Raw genomic sequence first — 19,990 nt, 5'->3', positions numbered from 1 at the left:
CCCCGATGAAAAAGTTTTTCAGCCTGCTCGCGACCTTGCTGGTACTGGCTTTGGCGATCTGGATTGGCCGCACGTTGTGGGTGCATTACATGCAAACGCCCTGGACCCGCGATGGCCGCGTGCGCGCCGACGTTATCAATGTGGCGGCGGACGTCACCGGTGAAGTGGTGGACGTGCCGGTGCGTGATAACCAGTTGGTGAAAAAGGGCGACCTGCTGATGCAGATCGACCCTGAGCACTACCGCATTGCCGTCAAGCAGGCGCAGTCGCTGGTGGCTTCGCGCAAAGCCACCTGGGAGATGCGCAAGGTCAACGCCCATCGCCGCGCCGACCTCGACGCTTTGGTGATCTCCAAGGAAAACCGCGACGACGCCAGCAACATCGCCGACTCGGCCCTGGCCGATTACCAGCACGCGCTGGCACAACTGGAAGCCGCCGAGCTTAATTTGAAACGCACACAAGTGGTGGCGGCAGTGGACGGCTATGTCACCAACCTCAATGTGCATCGCGGCGACTACGCGCGCATCGGCGAGGCAAAAATGGCCGTGGTGGACATGAACTCGTTCTGGGTCTACGGCTTCTTCGAAGAAACCAAGCTGCCCCATGTGAAGGTGGGCGACAAAGCCGATATGCAACTGATGAGCGGCGAGACCTTAAAGGGCCATGTGGAAAGCATCTCGCGGGGTATCTACGACCGCGACAACCCCGAGAGCCGTGAGCTGATCGCCGATGTGAACCCGACCTTCAACTGGGTGCGCCTGGCCCAGCGGGTGCCGGTGCGGATTCACATTGATGAAGTGCCGCAGGGTGTGTTGTTGGCGGCGGGGATCACTTGCACGGTGATTGTTGATCGCGGCCTCTGAGTCGCCTTGATATTCAAGCTATCCAAAGAAACACTGCAGAGACCCTATGCCCTCTGGTTCTACACCGATTATGTTGGCACCGATGAGGATTCTCTGTTCGGCTAGTTCGGTTAGCAGCACAGGGTCGTTTCGGGCTGGGGAACCCAAGTCGTTATAGCCTTGGTTGTTGAAGGGCTTATTCAGTGTGCCGTCGGCATTGAATTTGGCTATGTAGATCAAGTTGCCCGATGAGGCCGTGACAAGGTCGCCTGCGGCTGTACTCATGATGGCGTGCCAGCCATTGTCGTAAGCGCTATTGAATTGGCTGACCAAGGGCTTGCCTTGATTGAACAACTGATGCGCCGCGCCATTGGGGGTAATGGCGCACAGTAACCCGCGTGTAGCGTCGACATAGTTCATGCCCACTTGGCCGGCACCTACAAGACTGCGGTCTGCGCGCTCCGTGAGACCGTTGAAGGTAGTGTGGTCGGTAATGCCAAGTATGCGGTAGACACCCGGGTTTTGCGGATCACCAAAGGTTTCGTCCAACGTGCCGTCGTGGTTGAGCCGCGCGAACATTGCGGTATGGAGTGTAGGGGTGAATCGGGCATGGCCGGCAATAACGATTTTCTGGTCGTGGCCCTGGCTGATACAGGCGTTAACGGCAGTGGCGGCAGCGGTGTTCTTCAGTTTGAAGTCCAGTCTGCCATTGCCGTTAAGAACGCTGTCCAACTCACCATTGGGCTGCAAGCGAAACACAGTGCCCACTGTCGAGTGCGAATTGTAGCGCTTGGAGTAATTGGCGCTGACCAGAATGTACCCATCATCCTGTACGTGCACGGTCGTCGAGTCTGCCGTCAACCCTTCGTCCTTATGGGTGAGTAGAGTGCACATGCCTTGATTGGCAAAAGCTGTGTCAAATGCGCCGTTGCTTTCGAAGCGCGCAACGACCACGTCTGCCCAACCATTGTCCTTGTCACGCCATGTCCAGCCCACCATCAGGATTTTTCCGTCGGGTTGGACTGTCAGCCTTGAACCTCCGGCCGGCACTAAGGGGAAGAAGTTACCGGTAACCAGACCCTTGTTGCCAAACGTTTTATCAAGTTTGCCATTGGCGTCTAAGCGGCCTAAGCCAAATATGTTATTGAGGCCGTTTTGAAATAAGTTGGCACAGAACAGAATGTTGCCTTCCTTATCGGTCGTCAGCCCTTTGAAGAGATGCAACACGACCAGTTCAGGATGCTCCGCCAGGATCTCATATAATGTGATTTCTCCATTGACGCCAAAGCTTGGGTCCTTAGTGCCGGAGCCGTTAGCAACATTCATGTTGGTATGCCTCTCTCAGTTAGCGGAGCGCTGCCATGTCGGCACGGGACGTTCATAGCCGAAGCAACAGTCTTGAGTCTGTTCTTGGGGGCATACCTTGTCTACTGTCAGATCTGACAGGTATTAAGTGGTCATTGCTTGCTCAAGGGAGTAACACATAGGTCTCATGCAAATGCCGCCACAACAGCGCGCCACTCGCTTGCTTCTCGAACACCACGGTTGCGCGTCGATCGGTCTGCGTGCCGCTGTCATCAATCTGGTGTTCGCGATAAGTCACCGTGGCGCCGCGCGCATGCCGGTCAATCCCGGTCATTTCGCTCAGGGTGATCTTCAGCCCTGGGCGCATGCCGCCCAAGCGGGTGAACAGCGCATTCACACCGGCCGCATTGACCCGTGCGCCGGTGGCAGGCGCAACCATGCTGAACTCAGGCGAAAACCGTGCGAGCAAGTTCTGCAATGTGCCTTCAGGCGCAACCCCGGCAAACCATTGTTCGATCTCGACGTGGGTCTGGGTTACTTCTTCAAAAAAATCGCTGTAATCAATCATGCTTGTGGCTCGCTGGCAGGGTGAAGCAGTGTCCGTACCCTGGACGCATCCAGGCGCAGCACCGCGAAAAGGGGCAGCAGTGTCAGGGCTGCGGCTATCGTGAAGGTTGTGGCGAAGGAATCCAAGGCCGACAACAGCGCGCTGAGTAGCGCCGCGCCGAGGCAAAAACTCACTTGCCGGTTGATGTTCCACAGGGCGCTGGCGTGGCCCATGCGCTCAGCGCTAATGTCGAGAAACGCCAGCGTCTGTGCGGTGCTGCTGCACAGGCTGCCGCCCAGCCCCATCAACCCGTAGGCGGGGATTACCCAGGTTGGCTGGTTCAACAGCAGGATGCCAATGCATTGCAGGGCCATGCCCGCCAGCAGCAACGGTTTTGGACCGCAACGGTTGAACAGTTTTTTACTCAGGTAAATCGCCAGTGCCGATGCCACTGCCCACGGCAGCATCAGCGCACCGGTCTGTGTGGCGTCATAGCCGAGGCCGCGCAGATAAAGGATGGCGATCAGGCTGGTGCCGATAAAAACGCCAGGGATGCACAGGTAGACCAGCATCGCCACCCGCAGCATCGGGCTGCGGATTTGCCTGAAGATACTTCCCACATCCAGTGCCGGGCGCTCCGTTGCGGGCACGTCGGGTTTTATCCACAGCATTGCCAGCAGCAAGGTGATCAATGCCAGCGGCAGGTTGGCATAGAAGAGCCAGCGCCACGAGACGCTGTCGACAATCACGCCACCCAACGCTGGAGACAACGCCGGCACCAGCAGGGCCACCGACATGACGCGTGCCGTCAGTGAGCTGCGTTCTGCGGGTGGAAAATGTCGATACGCCAAGGCTTGCCCCACCGGGATCAGCAAGCCGCCGCCCAAGCCTTGCAGCAAACGCCAACCGATCAGTACTTCAATCGAGCCGGCCTGGCCAACCATCACCGAGGCCCCCGCGAACAGCAACAGGCTCGTGGCAATCAGGTTGCGTTCGCCCAACAGGGCTGCCAGCCACACACTGAAGGGAATGATCACAGTCAACCCGAGCATGTAGGCGTTGCTGACCCAGGCCAATTGCGTCACCGAGGCGCGCAGTTCCAGGGCGATATCCGGGTAGGCGACGGTGGCGACAAACATGTTCACCAGGTCCAGGGCAAAGCCCAGCAGAAAGATCCAGGCGACTTTCGAGCGGTAGGTCATAAACGCGATCCTGCGAGTGAAGCGGGCAGGGTAGGCGTGATGCAGGGTTTGGGATACGCCGGTTTGCCTGTTAGTTTGTCAAAAATATTTTGACAAAGGAGGCGGCTGCCGATGGTCAGCCTGGACCGATTCGACACCTTCAAGGCCGTGGTCGAGGCCGGCTCGCTCACCGCCGCCGCCGACCGGCTGGGCCAGACCCGCGCGGTGGTCAGCTTCAACCTCAAGCGCCTTGAGGCAGAACTGGGCGTGACCCTGTTGACCCGCAACACCCGCCAGTTGGCGTTGACGGATGCCGGCGAGCGCTTTTACCTGCGTTGCACGCGCATGCTCGAAGAAGCCCGGCTGGCGGTGGAAGAAGCCCGCTCTGAACATGCCCAGCTCAAAGGCACCTTGCGCATCACCACCACGGTGGAATACGCGCTGGCAGTCGTCGCCCCAGCGGTGGAGGCTTTTCGGCGCCTGCACCCGGACTTGAACATTCACTTATCCACATCCTCCACCCATGCCGATTTGATCTCCGAACGCTTTGACGTGGCGATTCGGCTGGGGCGACTGCTCGACTCCAATCACCGGGCGGTGCAGCTATCGACCTATGAGGTGTTTGCCGTAGCCGCACCTGAGTTTGCCAAGGTGCAAACCCTGGATGCGTTGGAGCGCGTGCCCAAGTTAGGCCATGGCCGCTTGACGGAGCTGAGCCTGACCGACCCGGCCGGCGGCGAGCATCAATACCGTTCCGGCCCTGCTGCGCTGGTGGCCGACAGCGCCTCCGTTCTCCAGGCCTTCGCCGTGCGTGGGCATGGTGTGGCGGTGCTGCCGCAATGGCTGGTGCAGGGTGATCTGGAGGCGGGGCGGTTGGTGCGGTTATTGGCGGACCATCACTTTGCCCCGCAAGGGGTTTACGCGATGTACCCGGACACGCGGCATTTGCCGCTGAAGGTGCGGGCGTTTATTGATTTTATGAAGGGCTAGAGTGAGCCCGAGAGTCCGAAGCGTTTCTTCAGCACTTTCTCCAACAATCCCTTAGGCAACAACGCCGCCATCAACGGCAACGCCCGGCTGCCATTGCCCGCCCGCAACATCCTTGGCGGTTTTGGGTGTTGCACAGCCTTAAGCACTTGAGCTGCAAAATGCTCGGCCGACGTAGGGTTGCCCTGCGAGGCCTGGGAGCGCGCACGAATGCCTTCGCGCAAGGGCCACCAGGGCGATTGTTCGTTGATCAGCAGTTCGGCCTGAGCGCCGGCGTTTTTGGCGAAGCTTGTATTGATGGCTCCCGGCTGTACTTCCAGCACGCGCACGCCAAACGGCGCCAGTTCCATGCGCAAGGCATCGCTCAAGGCATGCACTGCCGCTTTCGATGCGCAGTAGGCACCGGCAAACGGCGTGACCAGCACACCCGAAACGCTGCCGATATTCACCACCAGACCTTTGCTGCGCCGCAGCGCGGGGAACAGCGCTTGGGTGACGCCGACGATGGAAAACACGTTGGTCTCGAACTGGCGCTGCATGGCTTCGGTGCCGCCGTCGAGCAGCGGACCCATGGCGCCGTAGCCGGCATTGTTGATCAACACATCCAATTCACCGAGTTGTTCGGCCAGGCGCTGCAAGGCCGCGCTGTCGTTGACGTCCAGCTGCACGGCGTTGAAACCGGCAGCGGCAAGTGCGGCGACATCGGCTTCGCGGCGGGCGCTGGCCCACACGTCGAAGCCGGCGGATTTGAAGGCGTCAGCGAGGGCGCGGCCAATGCCACTGGAACAACCGGTGATAAGTACGTTGGGCATGGGTCAATCCTTTGTCAGTCCGAGAAACTGCCTTGCAGGTGCTCGGCGCGAAATTCCAGGGTTTGCGGGCGGTAGCCGGGGCGCAGCGGCGGCGTGGGCAAACAGTCGTCCCAGGTGGCGCCAGCCTGTAGTTCGCCGGGGCCGCGATAGCGCGGGGCAGCATAAACGTTATCGGCCAGGTTCACCGTGTCCCCCGGCGCATAGGCTGCGAGGCGCCAACGCAATTCGGTAAGGGGCACGTCGTTGCCGTTGATCAGCACCAGTTTTAATGGGCGGTCGGCGGGACATTCTTGCGGCGCATAGGTTATGCGCAGTTCCAGACGCGACAGTTGTGAGGCTTCGCGGCTGTCCAGCCACACCACCCAGATCGCCACAAAGCCCAGGCCGACGGCGGCGGCCAGCGATACCGGCAAGGCCTTGGCGGGGTAGCGCAGCAGCAGGATCAGCCAGGTGATGATCAGGAGAACGCCGAAGAACATGGAGACCACCTCGAATAGGGAACGAGCATCCTAACTTAAGCGTAGGTGGGATTGGGTAGCTTGAGATAAGTGTTGATTGGTCGGACGCCATCGCAGGCAAGCCAGCTCCCACATTCGACTGCATTCCAAGGGCATACCCGGTCCAACTGTGGGAGCTGGCTTGCCTGCGATGAGGCCCTTACGGTCACTGCAAAACCCAAGAAAAAGCCCCCACCCAGCCCACTGCGGATAGGGGACGCAGCGGGCTGGATGAGGGCTTCTTGTACGACCGTGTTACTGCGCGATAGTTTTCACCGACACGCCACGCTCAACCGGCGTCGAGCGCCCGTAGATATCTTCGAAGCGTTCGATATCGTCTTCGCCCAGGTAGCTGCCCGATTGCACTTCGATAATCTCCAGCGGGATCTTGCCCGGGTTGCGCAGGCGGTGCACCGAGGCGATCGGGATGTAGGTGGACTGGTTCTCGCAGAGCAGGAACACGTTCTCGTCACAGGTGACTTCCGCCGTGCCGCTCACCACGATCCAGTGTTCGGCGCGGTGGTGGTGCATCTGCAGCGACAGGCACGCGCCCGGCTTGACCGAGATGTGCTTGACCTGGAAGCGCCCGCCCATGTCCACCGAGTCGTAGGAACCCCACGGGCGGTAGACTTCGCAGTGGTTCTGGGTTTCGCTGCGGCCCTGGTCGTTGAGGGTGCTGACCATCTGCTTGACGCCCTGGACCTTGTCCTTGTGGGCAATCATCATCGCGTCCTTGGTTTCCACCACCACGATATTGTCCAGGCCAATCACCGACACCAGCTTGCCGTTGCCGTGGATCATGCAGTTGCGGCTGTCCTGGATCACCACGTCGCCTTTGCTCACGTTGCCGTTGACGTCTTTGTCATTGACCGCCCACAACGAGGCCCAGCAACCCACGTCGCTCCAGCCGGCACTCAGCGGCACCACGCAGGCGCGCTGGGTTTTTTCCATCACGGCGTAGTCAATGGAGTTGTCCGGGCAGCAGGCGAAAGTGGCTTCGTCGAAGGTCACGGTGTCGGCATCCTGCTCGCTGCGTTCCAGGGTCAGCACGCAGGTGTCGTAGATGTCCGGGTCGTGTTTTTTCAGCTCCTCAAGGAAGCGGCTGGCGCGGAACAGGAACATACCGCTGTTCCAGAAGTAGCCGCCGCTTTTGACAAACTCGACGGCGCGTTTTTCATCGGGTTTTTCCACGAACTGTTGCACGCGGCTGACACCTTCGGGCAGCAGCGAGTCGTTGCTGGACTTGATGTAGCCGTAACCGGTTTCCGGGCGGGTCGCCGGGACGCCGAACAGCACCATCTCGCCACGCTCGGCCGCCACAGTGGCCAGGGCGAGGGCGCGTTGCAGGGCTTTCTGGTCGTCGATCACGTGGTCGGCGGGCAGCACCAGCATCAGCTCGTCACGGCCTTCGTTGACCAGCATCATCGCGGTCAGCGCCACGGCCGGCGCGGTGTTGCGGCCGAAGGGCTCCATCAGGATGCGTTGGCATTCGAGCTTACGAGTGCTCAGTTGCTCGTTGACGATGAAGCGGTGGTCTTTGTTGCAGACCACGATCGGGGCGTCCATGCCTTCGAACACCAGGCGCTCCAGGGTTTGCTGGAACAGCGTGTGCTCGCCGGTCAGGGCCAGGAATTGCTTGGGGAACTGTTTGCGGGAAAGCGGCCAAAGACGTGAGCCGCTACCACCGGAAAGGATTACTGGGATCATGGGTGTTTCTCCTTGAATCGATTTGGGTCAGAGCCTGTGGGAGGGGGCTTGCTCCCGAAAGCGGCGTATCAGTCAGCACATCTGTTGCTGAACCACCGTATTCGCGAGCAAGCCCCCTCCCACAGGAGGAGCGTCAAATTGAAAAGCTAATCAGCGGGTCGACACGGGGCGCTTGACCCACACTGGCGAAATGCTCGAACCCGAGCCGGTCACATACAGCACCGCCGCTTCACCACGTTCCAAAGCCACCGGCTTCACATCGCCGACTTTCTTGTCACCGTCATACAACGCCAGGCTCACTTTCACCGGGTTGATCTCACGTTCGCCACGGCCCTTGGCGGCCACCGACTTGACCACGTCGGTCTTGCCATCGGCGGTTTTCAGGGTCAGGGCCTTGTCGCTGAGGTTCTGCACGCGCACCAGGGATTTTTGCTTGTTCTTGAACGGCGGCTCTTCGATCAGCTGCGGCTGGCCGCTGCCGCTGTTAACCAGGGTGTAGTAGTGATCGGCCGCGAGCTTGACCGGTACGGTCTGGCTGCCGACCTTGGCGCTGTAGTCGCCGCCCGGCATGAAGCTGAAGTCACTGCTGGCCAGCGGCGCAACATCGCTCAAATTGGTCGCGCCGACGGTGGCGCTGACTTCCTGGTTCGACGCGTTGTAGACCCGCACGAAGCTGGAGCCTTTTGGCGCCGTCGGGCCGTACAGGGCGGCGTCGCCACCGGCGAAGGCAGACATCGATACGAAGCTCATGCCCGCTGCGATAGCCAGGGTTTTAGCGAGACGACGAGGAGTTGTAGTGAAAGTCATGTGAGTTACCTCTCTTTCAGTTTTGCGCCCGGTCGGGCGTCTCGGATTTTTTGAAAGTGTTGATTGCCATGTTCTGTTGGCGCGAACCGGCTTGTTTAAGCTGCGCAACCCACTGCGGGTCGGCATCACCGATTTCGTTGTTGACGGGCAGATAACGTTCCGGGAACTCCCAGATCAGCACCTGTGGCGGGCTGTTCTTGAAGTCATCGCTTTTCAGGTAGCTGAGCATCGGCAGGATCGGGCCATGGCCGTCTTCGGAGTAGTTGATGACGTCGCTGTGCAAGGCTTGCTTGAGTGCGCCGACGAAGTTCCAGTTGGGGTTGGCGCTGTAGCTGGTGCCCACCAATGCCACTGGGGTTTCGCTGTCGGCAAACAGCGCGTCGTCGCCTTTGTTTTCCGCCAGGTGCGTGACGCGTTTTTGCAGCGGCTCTTTAGGCGGCATCAGGTTTTCGAACAGCGGGTCCAGCGGCAGAAACAGGCGCAGGTCGCCTTTGTGCGGTTCGGTTTTTTCGGCTTCTGTGACGAAGCGCTGCGGCTCGCCGCTCAGTGGCGTCTTGTCGGCAATGGTCTTGGCCAACTGTTTGGCAGCGATTTCCGCGCCGTCCGGGGTCCAGTGGGTGTCGGTGCGCAGGAACACTTGCGTGCCGCCAAGCTTGGCCTGTTGCAGCGGGCCAAGCAGGTCCGGCGCGATGATCTTGTCGGCCGCCACACGGGCGTGGAAGTCCTCGTACAGGTTGGCGTGGATGCGCGCCGGTTTCACTTCACCTACGTGTTCCGGGTACAGGCGCACCTTGGCCGGCACGATCGCCATCACCAGTTGGATGCCCTGGGCCTTGAGCTTCTGGCGCACGCCTTCGACCAGCGCGTAGTTGCCTTGCAGGTTCTGGTCTTCGTTGACGATGGGGTTGAATTCCTCGTCGCTGTACAGCCAGTGGTCGCGGCCCAGCACCACGCCGGGTCGGCCTTCATTGAACAGCTTGTAGTCCAGCGCCGCCCAGAGGTTGGTGCCCAGGCGCTTGATCGGGAACTCATCGTCGTAGTGCGTCTCGACGGCCTTGGTCCAGCGCCCGTTGAGCACGGTGGCGTCGGCGTTGGTGCTGAAGCCGAAGAAGCTGCGCAGCGACCAAGCGCCCAGAGCCAGCAGCACCAGCAGGAACAGCGTGATATAGAGGACGCGAAATGAACGGGTCATGGTCGGCTCCCTCAAAATTGGAAGTAAAGGAACGGCGAGAAACTCTGCGCCGACAGTTTCAGAATCGACGCCACGAACAGCAGCAGCACCGTGGCGCGCATGGCGTAGCGTGGCCAGTCAGCGGTCCAGTAGGCCGGTTGCACGGCGGCGTCCTGGCCCACGCTGAAACCGGGCTGGTGGATGCTGCCGGGGTTGTCGCCCGGTACTGCTTTGATCAGGCTCGGGTCGGCGGGTTTGGCTTTTTCGGCAGGGCGGTTGGTGTAGAAGTCGCGCAGGCCAAAGAACGCCAATGTTGCGTAGGCCACCACCAGGGTTGCCACTTGCAGGCCGGTGAGGCTGGCGCGGTTGAGTTCCGACAGCGACCATTCGCCAAAGCTGAACATCGCGCCGTACATGCGCCCGGCGACGTGCAGGTTTTCGGCGCGGAAGATCACCCAGCCCATGACCACTAGCAGGAAGGTGAAGGCCCAGCGCAGCAGATTGAAACTGCGTGGCGCGGTATTCAGGCCGATGGCTTTTTCAATCGCCAGCCACATGCCGTGCCAGGCACCCCACACGATGTAGGTGATGTTTGCGCCGTGCCACAGACCGCCGAGCAGCATGGTCAGGAACAGGTTGCGGTAGGTGGTCAGCGTGCCTTTACGGTTGCCGCCCAGGGTGATGTACAGATAGTCACGCAGCCAGGTCGACAGGCTGATGTGCCAGCGCCGCCAGAACTCGGTGATCGACTGGCTGATGTACGGCTGCTTGAAGTTTTCCATAAAGCGGAAACCCATCATCAAGCCCAGGCCGATGGCCATGTCGCTGTAGCCGGAGAAGTCGAAGTACAGCTGCGCGGTGTAGGCCAGCGCGCCGAGCCAGGCGTCACCCGTGGTGGGGCTTTGCAGGGCGAAGCAGTGGTCGGCCACCACCGCCAGGGTGTCGGCGATAAAGACCTTCTTGATGAAACCCTGCATAAACCGCGTGCAGCCCTCGGAGAACTTGTCGAGGGTGTGTGTACGGTTGTTGAACTGGTCGGCCAGGTCGCGAAAGCGCAACACGGGACCTGCAATCAGGTGCGGGAAGATCGCCACGAACGCCGCAAAGTCGATGAGGTTGCGGGTCGCCGGGGTGTCGCCACGGTACACGTCGATGATGTAGCTGATGGACTCGAAGATGTAGAACGAGATGCCAATCGGCAACAGCACGTGGGTGAGGATAAACGGCTCCAGGCCCACCGACTTCATCATCACATTGATGCTGTCGACGCCGAAGTTGGCGTACTTGAAGTAGCCGAGAATGCACAGGTCGACAGCCACGCCGAGCAATAGCCAGCGCTGGGCCGGTTTGGTGCGCACGCCCGCCGCACCGACCTTGAGGCCGATCCAGTAGTTCCACAGCGTGACGGCGGCGAACAGTGCCAGGAAGTCCACTCGCCACCAGGCGTAGAACACGTAGCTGGCAATCAGCAGCAGCAGATTGCGATAGCGTTGCCCGCTCAAGTAGTACAAGCCGAGAAAGATCGGCAAGAACAAAAACAGGAACACATTGGACGAGAAAACCATCCCGATCTCTCCATGTTTAACCAACAGTCAAGGGCCAACGGCCCTCCCCAAACCCCCCACGATTTCGCGGGAGGGCGCTACTACATTCCTACTGACGAAACCGGCTCAAACTGTGGGAGCGGGCTTGCTCGCGAAAGCGGTGGTTCTGTAACGGATGTGTTGACTGACACTCCGCCTTCGCGAGCAAGCCCGCTCCCACACTGGGACCCAGTTTCGTCAGTTGTTTTTTCAGGAACCTTTATTGCCTTTTTCGTGCGTCGGGTCGTAGACCTTGGTCAGGTCACCGCCGAGGCGGAAGGTCTTGAACGGCTGCATGCCGTGCTTGCGCTCAAGCACCTCCGGTGCGCAGGTGTAGAGGGTGCAGAAGGGCTCAAGCCAGGCAAATTTCATGTCTTCCTTGAGGTCCTTCATGTCCTGTTCCTTGCCGTTCTTCTGCTCGAAGATGTCCGGGTCTTTCACCCCGGCCAGCACCTTGTCGCCCAGGCGTTTGAGCGCGCCGTTGTTTTCCTGGCGCAGGTCCACACCGTTGACCAGGGCAAAGCTGGCGATCATCGACAGCGGCGGCAGCGCGTAGTTGTGGTACGCCAAGGCGCGTTGCTGACGCTTCAATTCGTTGGGCAAGAAGCCCTGGGCATCCACCTGATTGGCGCCGACCTTGTATTCCTTCACGGCCCAATCAAACAGGTCGCGGCGGTTGGTGGCGATGGACGTGGCCATCACCGACCACGCGGCCCAGTAGGAGTGGTTGTTGGTTTTATCCAGCGGCAGGTTGTCCCAGTCGCTGACGACTTGATCGGCGAGCTTGTTGAACCAGGCTTCGATCAACTGTGATTCCTGCTGGTGGTTGGCCAGCGGGTGCGAGTCGGAGAACTTCAGGCGTACATAGGCCGAAGCCATGCTGCCCAGCGCCCATTTGCGCATCGACTTGCCGGTGTGGTTGAAGTCCTTGGACATCAATGCATTTGCCTTGGCCCAGCTCGTAAGCCAGTTGAGTGTGCATTCCAACTGCTCCGGGCGGCCGTCGCGCATAAACTGCATCACGCGCTTGCTGGTGTCTTTTTCCAGCTTGGTGATGTCGGCAGTGCTGTCGCGGAAGGCTTTTTCCGATTGCACATTCAGGGTGGCGCGGGCCTTGTCCGAGCCTTCGTACTTGCTGCGAAATTGCAGCGAACCGGTGTACGGCGCCGGCATGGCGTCGCAGTCATTCTTGAAGTCGCCGGTCTTGAATGCTTCCACCGGGGCGAAATAACCCTGGGGTGGGCGCAGTGGGGCGGCGGCGTTGACTGTACCTGCGAACATCGCCAGGCCCAGCAGCGTTGGAATCAATAACTTCTGCATAAGTAACCTCACTTCCCTAGCTGGGCGGTCTGTTGACCACTCGCCGGGAACACATTGCGTGTGCAAATTTTCGCTTCGACTTTCTGCGCGGCAGTGCCCGCTTCGGGGCCTTGCACTTCCACGGCCAGCAAGTTCTGCGAGGCCCAGTCTTCATCGGTGCGCAGTTCAAAGGCGAAACGCCCGTCTGTATCGGATGTTTCGGGTTTCTCGATCTTGATGTCCTCGTGGCGCCCGTTCATGTACCAGAGGGTGGCTTGCAGGGTTTTCACCGACGGGTCGGCGAAGCGGATATCGACCTGATGGTTGGCGTTGCGCAGGTCTTTGTTCGAGCTGTTGACCATCAATTCGTTCTTGCCGGGTTTGAGCGTGGTGCTGGCGCTCATTTGCGCCGGCTTGCCTTCGCAGCCGTTATCGAGCAGCGCCATCATCTGGCGGTAGATGGTTTCCTGGTCGAGGCGGTACAGCGGCGAGAATTCCCAGATAAGGATTTTCGGCGGGGTTTTCTGGAACTCGTCGCTGCCCAGGTATTGGATCATCGAGCCTTCCAGGCCGCCGCCGGGGAAGGCGACGTTGAGGATGTCGGCACCGATTTCCTGCTCCAGGAAGCCGGCGAAGTTGTAGTTCTTGCCACTGTGGCTGGTGCCCACCAGGGTGATCTGCGGGTTACCCGAGTCGCCGAACAAGTCGCCGTCACCGGCTTCGCCTTTGGGCTCGGTGGTGAATTGGTCCATGTACTGGATCGCGTAGCTGGTGCCGCACAGTTGCCCGGCCATGTTGTGCAGGGTGCCGGTCTTGCCCATGCGCCCAGAGCGTTTGGTCTCGAACTCGCGCTTGGGAATATCGGCAAACTCGGGCATGGCGCGTACTTTGGCACCGACGATTTTTGCCGTGCGTTGGGCGCCGTATGGGGTCCAGTGCTGGTCACCACGGAAGTAGAAATCGTGGGCCGGCAGTTCATCGGGCAACTGTTCGTTGGTCAACGGTGACAAGTCCGGCACCACATAACCCATCTTGGCGAAACGGCCGAGCATGGTTTTGTAGTTGCCCAGTGCCTTGTCAAAATCAAACGCGGCTTTTTCCTCGGGGTTGAGCTTGTTGCGGTTCACCAGGCCTCGGGTCGGCTGGTACACCACCACCAGTTCCACGCCCTTGGCCTTGAACGCGTCGTGCAGTTGCTGCATGCGTTTGTAGCCTGCGGGGCTGGTGTCGAATTCGGTACGCAAATCTTCCTGGGTACGGAACAGCCAGTCGCCCTGGGCTTGCACCAGGGTGGTGAAGTTCTGCTGGTAGCGCGTGGTGTAGTTCTTTGCGTCATGGGCGGCCGGGCACAGGCTGCAGCACGGCTCGGCGGTAAAGGTCGGTGCCTTGATTTCGTCGGCGCGCACGCCCTGGCTGGCCGCGAGCAGGCCGAGGGTCAGACCCGAGAGGCTCAGCAGTTTGATCATGTGTGGGTGCATAAGGGTCATCCTCAGTCCAGCATTTGGGTCTGGCGTTCGACAGGGTCGATCAGCACGGCTTTCTGCTGGCGCACCAGCAGGTCGAGAATCTCTTCCTGGCGATCGCCCAGCACACCGGCAAAGCTGATGCCGCTGGATTTGGTCGGCGCCAGCATCGACACGCGGTACAGCTCAATGCTCAACGGCGAATCAATCGACAGCGGCCCGCTGCCGTTGCCGGCCAGCTCACCGCCGACCACGATCAGCGAGACTTTCGCGTCAAACGGGTCGAGGGCGATGTCGCGGTCGGTATCGGTCAAGTCCTTGATGTGCCCGTACACGCCGGTCAGCCCGTTGGCCATGGCAGTGTTCTCGTACAGGCGAATATTCACGCTGTTACGCACGCGGATGCCGTGGCGACGGTTGGCGATGACCTTGTTGCCCCACAACAGGTTGTCGCCGCTCTCGTAGAGGGTGATGCCGTCGGTGTGGTTGCGGTAGATCTCGTTGTCGGCGATCAGGTTGTTGACGCTGTTACGGTCGATCACCAGGCCCGAGAGCTTGTTGTCGTAGCTGCGGTTGTTGAAGATGAAGCTGTCGTTGACCTCACGGGAAATAATGATCCCGTGCTTCTTCTTGGTGCCGTAGACGGTGTTGTCGGCAATGATCAGGCCGTGGGAACGGTCGTGCGGGTCGATGCCGTAGACGATGTTGTCTTTGTAGGTGTTGCCCTTGATCACAAAGCCGGTGGTCTCGTAGCAGTAGAAGCCGTACCACATGTCCGAGAACTCGGAATCGATGATCCAGCCGGTCGGTTCGGCGCGCTTGAGTACCTTGGCCATGTTCGGCGTGTACTGGGAAATACTCACCCCGTAAGACTTACTGTTGGCGTAGCCGAAGCTGGCCATCTTGGTCTTGGAGATGTAGGTCTCGGTGCCGCCCCAGGCCAGCAGGAACGGGCGAAATTCCTTGGGCGACTTGAACAGCGCCGGGCCGTTGGATTTTTCGTCCCAGCCGGTGATTTTGGTGTCACGCACAAACAACTGGCCGTCGTTGATCAGGAACGAACCCGCCTGTTGGGACAGGCGCAGCTCCTGGGTCTTTTTGTCGATGTCGAGGATGCCCTTGCGCCCGACCACAATCGGCAGCTTGGCCAAAAACACACCCGGCGAGGTTTCGCTGAGGTACTGCTTGGGCACTTTGCCGAGCAGGTCCTTGAGGTTCATGTAGCCGTCGTCGACAAAGATCGCCTGGGGAATGCCGTGCTGGCGCACCACCCATTCGGCCATCTTGTTATCGCCGCCGATAAAGTCCTTGAGCGCGTCTTCCTGCATCATGCGGCGGATGCTGACTTTGCCGGGCTTGCTGCGCACGATCTTCTTTTCCATCGCCGCAGCGGTGTAGCCAGTCAGGTCCGGCAACGCAGGCTTGGGCAGTTCCAGCGGCGCGGTGGGCGGGCTGGAAATGGTGTAGGTCTTGGCCTGTTGCAGTTCCTTGGCGATGGTCGGCGCCTTGGCCGCCGTATCGGCAAAGGCTGTGGCGCTGGCCATCAGCATTGCCGCGACGAGTAGGCTTTGAGCATTCATTGCGCAGGCTCCCATCAGAATTTCCAGATCACGTCGACAAACGCGCGGTGCATGTACGAGTCGACCTGGCTGCCATAGGCATCGCCCGGCTTGAACACGCCTGCACGAAAGCGCACCAGCGCCGACGGCTCGTCGATCGACTGGCTGAGCGCGGCCGGCAGCAGGCCTTTCTTGAAGTACTTGGTGACCACCAGGTCCATCTCCTGACCCAGGTCTTTCTTGCCGTCTTCCAGCGGTAACGAGGTGCTGGACAGGATCGCGCCGGTCACGTCGTCGGTGTTGTTCTGCACCGCATCGATGCCGTTGCTGCCCACCGGCTTGTTACCGTCCACACGCCAGAACTTGTGATAAACCAGGCTGGCGTCGTAGTCCTCGCGCAGCTGCCAGGAACCGAAAAGGCTCATGGACTGCATGTTGTTCATCTCACCGCGAAACGCCTCGCCAAAGCGATGCACGCGGGACTGGGTGCCGGTCCAGTTCGAACGGTTGCTTTGCAAGCCGTTCTGTTCGTATTCGGCGCTGGCACGGGAATAGGCCGCACCGACTTGCCACTGCGGGTCGAGGCGCAGGCGCACGCCGATATCGGTGGCCCAGCCATTCACGTCGTCGCTGCGCTTGGCCTGGGTTGGGCGGGTGCCGTCGGCGTTGAGGGCGTTGACCGTGTCGCGGTTGCCTTTCATGCCGGTGACGCTGGCCCAGTAGTTGACGGTATTTCTGTTGTTCAAGCTGTAGGCATCGCTGTTGGCTTCGATGCCGAGCCAGGTCAGGTCGCCGTTTTCGCGCTTGTCCAACGGGTCGCTGGCCACGCCGGGTTCGGCGTAGTCGAGCTTGCCGTCGTCATGGGTGTGATGACCGCGCAGGCCGATCCACTGGCCCGGCGTCCACTGGTAGGCGGCGTCGGCGTAGAAATGCTGACGGTCCTTGTCCTTGGGCGACAGTTCCTTGAGGTCGGTGCGGTATTCGCTGAAGCGTTCGGCGGCGCCCACATTGGCCTTGAGCAAGGTGGTGTCGAAGGTCCAGTTCAGCGCTTCGATATTGGTGTCGCGCCATTGGCCGTCGTCATTGCGCAGGCGCTGGCGACCGAACTTGAGGATCTCGCCGGGGTAGGGCGTAAAACCGCTGTAGCCGACCCAGAACTCGCGCAGGGCCAGGTAGTTTTTCTTGGCCTTGCGGTCGTCGTTGCTCGATTGCTCGGTAGTGTCATCGGCGGACTGTTGCAGGGTGTCGGTCTCGATGATGTCGCTGGAGGTCACGGCCTGGCCCATGGCGTAGGCGCTCCACGCGCCGCTTTCGCCGTAGACCCACGGGCGCAGGTCGAGGCCGATGCCGTTGACGTCGCCGCCTTTTTGCGTGCCGAGGTCGCGGTCATCTTCGGACTGTGCGGTGGCTTTGACTTCCAGGCCGAAGTTCTTGGCTTCGGTGAGCGCGGCCAGGGTCGGGCACGACCACAGCAGGGCGAAGGTCAGGCCGATTCCGGCCTTGACGAATGGGTTGAGCTTCATAGGGATTCCTCGCCGTCTTCTTCTTGCAGGGCGTGCAGTTGCAGCGTGCTCTGGGCCAGGGTGCCGCGCGTGGCCAGTTCCTGTTGCACCAGGCGTTGGCCTTCGGCGCGTTGCTCTGGCGTGAGCGGGGCTTCGAGCTGCGTGGCCAGGTCATTGGCTTCTGGCGTGTCCTGGGCTTTGGCCAATTGGCTGAAGACATAGGCGTTCAATGGGTCGGGCTTGGTGCCCTTGCCTTGGGAAAACAATTGCGCGATGGCGAAGTCGGCGCTGTTTTGGCCGTTACGCGCAGCGGTCAGCAAGTGGTCGAGGGCTTTTTGCGAATAGACCTTGCCCAGGTAGCCACGGCGATAGATCTGGCCGAGGTAGTAATCGGCCGCGACTTCACGGCCCACGGCTTTTTCGAAATGTGCCTCGGCGGCCTTGGCGTCTGCCGGCACCCACTTGCCTTCGTAGTAGAGCTTGCCCAGCAACAGCTCGGCGCGCGGCTGGTCAGCGGCGCGGCCGTTGTCCAGGTACTTCATCATCTGGTCGACGTCGCCCAGTTCGGGGAAGTCGTAGAGCAGTTGCGCCAGGCTGACCCAGGAGGCTGGGTAGCCGGGGGCGATTTTTTCCAGCAGCGCCTGGGCGGTTTTTTCGTCCGGCTGGCCGAGGGTCGCATCACCCAATACGCGGGCTACGCTGTCGACCCGTTGGGCGGTGACGGTGCCACGGGCGTAGCCTGCTTCCAGCTGCTTGAGCAACTCGGCTTGTTTGTCCGGCGCGGCTTTTTTCTGGTAGACCGTGGCCAGTTCGACGTAGCAGATATCGGTGGTGTTCAGCGCCGCCTTGCAGATGCGCTCCACATCATCCAGATGCTGGTCGTAGGTGTCCTGGGTGCGATACAGCAGTACCTGGGCCAGACCTGCTTCCGGGTAACCCGCCGCCTGCCATTTGCTGATCTGTTGCTGGGCGTTCACGTTGGGAAAGCTGTGCGGGTATTGCAGGTACAGCATCGCCAGCGGGATCAGGGTGTTGCCTTCGCCATTGGCAAAGGCTTTTTTCAACAGGCCTTCGGCTTCGTGTTGTTCAGCTTCGGTAGCGCCGGGTTTGGCCACCAGCAGGCGACCCAGGCGTGCCTGGGCACGCGGCGAGGTGTCGGCGGCCGCGCGATAAGTAGCCTCGGCCTGGCGGATCTGCTCGGGATCGCGGGTGGCGACCTGGATGTCAGCCAGGCCGACTTGGGCTTCGCTGTAACCCAGGTCTGCCAACTGCTGGTAATTCTGCTGGGCGGTCACGGTGTCGCCGCGCTTTAGAGCTTCATTGGCCAGGCGCTGATCGGGCAGACCGGCGCAACCGGCCAGAGAGACCGCCAATGCCAATGTGCACAGAGATCCAATGTGGGAGCGGGCTTGCTCGCGAAGGGGCCCTGTCAGTTGGTACATGTGTTGGCTGACAAACTGCTTTCGCGAGCAAGCCCGCTCCCACATTGACCTGGGTATATTTGAGAGAGTCATCACAGGCATGTCCTCCGCTTACAGACCGTGGGCCATGGCTTTATCGATCAGCCAGTTCAGCGAAGGGCCACGGTCGCTGGTGACTTCCACCGGGCGGCCTGCATAGGTGCTGTCCAGCGGCGCGTCCGGCTTGATCTGCACGCGAATGTCGGAGGACAGGTCGGCGCTGTTCAGGCTGGTGCTGCTGACGATGGTGCCGGTGCGCAGCTGTTCTTCGTCGGCCACCTGGAAGCTCACCTGTGTACCTGGGCGTACGTCACCGAACTGGCGATAGGTAAAGCGCGCTTCCACATTGGCCTGGCTGCCGCGTGGCACCAGTTGGAAGATCACATCGCCCTTGCTGGCGTACTGGCCGTCGGCGACCAATTGCTGGGCGACCACGCAATCGCACGGCGAGGTGAGGGTGCCGGTCATTTGCTTGCCGAACAGCTCTTCAACCTTGGCCGGTTGCAATTGGTCTTCGTCCAGATGGCCCTTGAGCACATCGAGCATGCTGGTGCTGAACGTCGCCAGTGGCGCGCCTTTGGCCGCAACCGCGTCGCCTTTGAGCAGGCTTTGCACGGTGCCGTCGCGCGGCATGGTCACGTTCATGCCGGGCACGCTGACGAGGCCGGCCTGGGCATGGCTGACGAAGTACATGCCGTACACCGACTTGAATACAAAACCGAACGCGGCGAGGCCGACAATGAAGATCCCGGCGCTGAACACTACGGCACGCAGGCGACCGAACGCGCTCATGCCGCTGCCGCCGTCCTTGACCTTGCGCGCCTTGGTGAAGTTGTCGCGTTGCAGCGTGGCCAGCACGTCGCCCATGGTCACGATGTCGCCGGACAGGTGCGAAGTGATCAGGTGACGCAAGGTGGAAATATCCTGGGCGTCGAGGTTCTGGAACTGGCAACCGGTGCGGCCGCTCTGGCGGTCGTAGGAGCGGATTTGCAGCTCCACGTCCATCGCCAAACCGAGGTTATCGATTACAAACTGCAAGCGGCCCTTATGCACTTCACCGACGGTCAGCGGCTGGGTGGCGGTGAACGCCAGGCCACCGGCGGACAGGTCGATCACCCGTGCTTCGGTCTGGGTGCGGTCGGTGTTGAAAAAACGCAGCTTGGCCGGGATTTTGACCCGGGCATGTTGGCGCTGGGCTTCGGATTCGTGGACAACGTTGGCGTTTACTGGGCTGTTCATATGTTCGATTTCCTAGTTAATTCAGGCTT

General features: G+C 60.6%; 17 protein-coding genes. 2 read left to right on the top strand and 15 right to left on the bottom strand.

Features of this window, described 5'->3' with window-relative positions:
- Window positions 1-5: 5 nt before the first annotated feature.
- Window positions 6-863, top strand: a complete 858-nt coding sequence (locus FFI16_RS21640) for an HlyD family secretion protein (protein ID WP_138816771.1) — start codon at window positions 6-8, stop codon at window positions 861-863.
- A gap of 18 nt (window positions 864-881) precedes the next feature.
- On the opposite strand, the gene FFI16_RS21635 is transcribed toward FFI16_RS21640, so the two are convergent.
- From FFI16_RS21635 to FFI16_RS21625, 3 genes are all read right to left on the bottom strand, one after another.
- Complete coding sequence (locus tag FFI16_RS21635; RefSeq protein WP_138816770.1) at window positions 882-2,168, bottom strand: hypothetical protein; 1,287 nt, start codon at window positions 2,166-2,168, stop codon at window positions 882-884.
- Window positions 2,169-2,310: 142 nt separating this feature from the next.
- Window positions 2,311-2,715: a DUF4440 domain-containing protein gene (locus tag FFI16_RS21630; protein WP_138816769.1), complete on the bottom strand. Its 405-nt coding sequence runs from the start codon at window positions 2,713-2,715 to the stop codon at window positions 2,311-2,313.
- On the bottom strand, window positions 2,712-3,896 hold the full coding sequence (locus FFI16_RS21625; protein ID WP_138816768.1) for an MFS transporter: 1,185 nt from the start codon (window positions 3,894-3,896) through the stop codon (window positions 2,712-2,714). The genes FFI16_RS21630 and FFI16_RS21625 overlap by 4 nt, the downstream gene beginning before the upstream one ends.
- A 111-nt stretch (window positions 3,897-4,007) precedes the next feature.
- On the opposite strand from FFI16_RS21625, the gene FFI16_RS21620 reads away from it, so the two are divergent.
- Entirely contained in the window at window positions 4,008-4,865 is an 858-nt protein-coding gene (locus FFI16_RS21620; protein ID WP_138816767.1) for a LysR family transcriptional regulator, read from the top strand.
- On the opposite strand, the gene FFI16_RS21615 is transcribed toward FFI16_RS21620, so the two are convergent.
- The 12 genes from FFI16_RS21615 to FFI16_RS21555 form a co-directional block, all read right to left on the bottom strand.
- Window positions 4,862-5,674, bottom strand: coding sequence for an SDR family oxidoreductase (locus FFI16_RS21615; RefSeq protein ID WP_138816766.1), 813 nt, complete (start codon window positions 5,672-5,674; stop codon window positions 4,862-4,864). The two genes, FFI16_RS21620 and FFI16_RS21615, sit on opposite strands and share 4 nt — an antisense overlap.
- A gap of 14 nt (window positions 5,675-5,688) precedes the next feature.
- Complete coding sequence (locus tag FFI16_RS21610; protein ID WP_138816765.1) at window positions 5,689-6,153, bottom strand: multidrug transporter; 465 nt, start codon at window positions 6,151-6,153, stop codon at window positions 5,689-5,691.
- A 273-nt stretch (window positions 6,154-6,426) separates the two neighbouring features.
- On the bottom strand, window positions 6,427-7,878 hold the full coding sequence (locus FFI16_RS21605; protein WP_138816764.1) for a mannose-1-phosphate guanylyltransferase/mannose-6-phosphate isomerase: 1,452 nt from the start codon (window positions 7,876-7,878) through the stop codon (window positions 6,427-6,429).
- Between the two features lie 150 nt (window positions 7,879-8,028).
- On the bottom strand, window positions 8,029-8,685 hold the full coding sequence (locus FFI16_RS21600) for an alginate O-acetyltransferase AlgF (RefSeq protein ID WP_016974208.1): 657 nt from the start codon (window positions 8,683-8,685) through the stop codon (window positions 8,029-8,031).
- Between the two features lie 16 nt (window positions 8,686-8,701).
- Window positions 8,702-9,877: an alginate O-acetyltransferase gene (locus FFI16_RS21595; protein WP_138816763.1), complete on the bottom strand. Its 1,176-nt coding sequence runs from the start codon at window positions 9,875-9,877 to the stop codon at window positions 8,702-8,704.
- A gap of 11 nt (window positions 9,878-9,888) precedes the next feature.
- On the bottom strand, window positions 9,889-11,421 hold the full coding sequence (locus FFI16_RS21590) for an MBOAT family protein (protein ID WP_138816762.1): 1,533 nt from the start codon (window positions 11,419-11,421) through the stop codon (window positions 9,889-9,891).
- A gap of 228 nt (window positions 11,422-11,649) precedes the next feature.
- Window positions 11,650-12,759 carry a mannuronate-specific alginate lyase gene (locus FFI16_RS21585; RefSeq protein WP_138816761.1) on the bottom strand — a complete coding sequence of 370 codons (1,110 nt, stop codon included), beginning with the start codon at window positions 12,757-12,759 and terminating at the stop codon, window positions 11,650-11,652.
- 8 nt (window positions 12,760-12,767) lie between these two features.
- Window positions 12,768-14,216: an alginate O-acetyltransferase gene (locus FFI16_RS21580; RefSeq protein WP_138816760.1), complete on the bottom strand. Its 1,449-nt coding sequence runs from the start codon at window positions 14,214-14,216 to the stop codon at window positions 12,768-12,770.
- An 11-nt stretch (window positions 14,217-14,227) separates the two neighbouring features.
- The gene (algG, locus tag FFI16_RS21575; RefSeq protein ID WP_138816759.1) at window positions 14,228-15,796 is read right to left on the bottom strand and encodes a mannuronan 5-epimerase AlgG; all 1,569 of its coding nucleotides are present in this window, start codon (window positions 15,794-15,796) and stop codon (window positions 14,228-14,230) included.
- Window positions 15,796-17,283: an alginate export family protein gene (locus FFI16_RS21570; protein ID WP_138816758.1), complete on the bottom strand. Its 1,488-nt coding sequence runs from the start codon at window positions 17,281-17,283 to the stop codon at window positions 15,796-15,798. Before FFI16_RS21570 ends, algG begins: the two co-directional genes overlap by 1 nt.
- Window positions 17,280-18,704 carry an alginate biosynthesis TPR repeat lipoprotein AlgK gene (gene algK, locus FFI16_RS21565; protein ID WP_371923611.1) on the bottom strand — a complete coding sequence of 475 codons (1,425 nt, stop codon included), beginning with the start codon at window positions 18,702-18,704 and terminating at the stop codon, window positions 17,280-17,282. The genes FFI16_RS21570 and algK overlap by 4 nt, the downstream gene beginning before the upstream one ends.
- 90 nt (window positions 18,705-18,794) lie before the next feature.
- A complete protein-coding gene (locus tag FFI16_RS21555) occupies window positions 18,795-19,961 on the bottom strand; it encodes an alginate biosynthesis protein Alg44 (RefSeq protein ID WP_065912574.1) in 1,167 nt (388 codons plus the stop codon).
- Between the last annotated feature and the right edge of the window lie 29 nt (window positions 19,962-19,990).

Source organism: Pseudomonas sp. KBS0710 (assembly GCF_005938045.2).
Classification (GTDB): Bacteria; Pseudomonadota; Gammaproteobacteria; order Pseudomonadales; family Pseudomonadaceae; genus Aquipseudomonas.
This window is presented reverse-complemented; position numbering and strand designations above follow the sequence as displayed.

Bases quoted from the DNA above. Each gene is read 5' to 3' on its own strand.
- FFI16_RS21640 (WP_138816771.1), top strand. From the start codon at position 6: ATGAAAAAGTTTTTCAGCCTGCTCGCGACCTTGCTGGTACTGGCTTTG.
- FFI16_RS21635 (WP_138816770.1), bottom strand. From the start codon at position 2,168: ATGAATGTTGCTAACGGCTCCGGCACTAAGGACCCAAGCTTTGGCGTC.
- FFI16_RS21630 (WP_138816769.1), bottom strand. From the start codon at position 2,715: ATGATTGATTACAGCGATTTTTTTGAAGAAGTAACCCAGACCCACGTC.
- FFI16_RS21625 (WP_138816768.1), bottom strand. From the start codon at position 3,896: ATGACCTACCGCTCGAAAGTCGCCTGGATCTTTCTGCTGGGCTTTGCC.
- FFI16_RS21620 (WP_138816767.1), top strand. From the start codon at position 4,008: ATGGTCAGCCTGGACCGATTCGACACCTTCAAGGCCGTGGTCGAGGCC.
- FFI16_RS21615 (WP_138816766.1), bottom strand. From the start codon at position 5,674: ATGCCCAACGTACTTATCACCGGTTGTTCCAGTGGCATTGGCCGCGCC.
- FFI16_RS21610 (WP_138816765.1), bottom strand. From the start codon at position 6,153: ATGTTCTTCGGCGTTCTCCTGATCATCACCTGGCTGATCCTGCTGCTG.
- FFI16_RS21605 (WP_138816764.1), bottom strand. From the start codon at position 7,878: ATGATCCCAGTAATCCTTTCCGGTGGTAGCGGCTCACGTCTTTGGCCG.
- FFI16_RS21600 (WP_016974208.1), bottom strand. From the start codon at position 8,685: ATGACTTTCACTACAACTCCTCGTCGTCTCGCTAAAACCCTGGCTATC.
- FFI16_RS21595 (WP_138816763.1), bottom strand. From the start codon at position 9,877: ATGACCCGTTCATTTCGCGTCCTCTATATCACGCTGTTCCTGCTGGTG.
- FFI16_RS21590 (WP_138816762.1), bottom strand. From the start codon at position 11,421: ATGGTTTTCTCGTCCAATGTGTTCCTGTTTTTGTTCTTGCCGATCTTT.
- FFI16_RS21585 (WP_138816761.1), bottom strand. From the start codon at position 12,759: ATGCAGAAGTTATTGATTCCAACGCTGCTGGGCCTGGCGATGTTCGCA.
- FFI16_RS21580 (WP_138816760.1), bottom strand. From the start codon at position 14,216: ATGCACCCACACATGATCAAACTGCTGAGCCTCTCGGGTCTGACCCTC.
- algG (WP_138816759.1), bottom strand. From the start codon at position 15,796: ATGGGAGCCTGCGCAATGAATGCTCAAAGCCTACTCGTCGCGGCAATG.
- FFI16_RS21570 (WP_138816758.1), bottom strand. From the start codon at position 17,283: ATGAAGCTCAACCCATTCGTCAAGGCCGGAATCGGCCTGACCTTCGCC.
- algK (WP_371923611.1), bottom strand. From the start codon at position 18,704: ATGTACCAACTGACAGGGCCCCTTCGCGAGCAAGCCCGCTCCCACATT.
- FFI16_RS21555 (WP_065912574.1), bottom strand. From the start codon at position 19,961: ATGAACAGCCCAGTAAACGCCAACGTTGTCCACGAATCCGAAGCCCAG.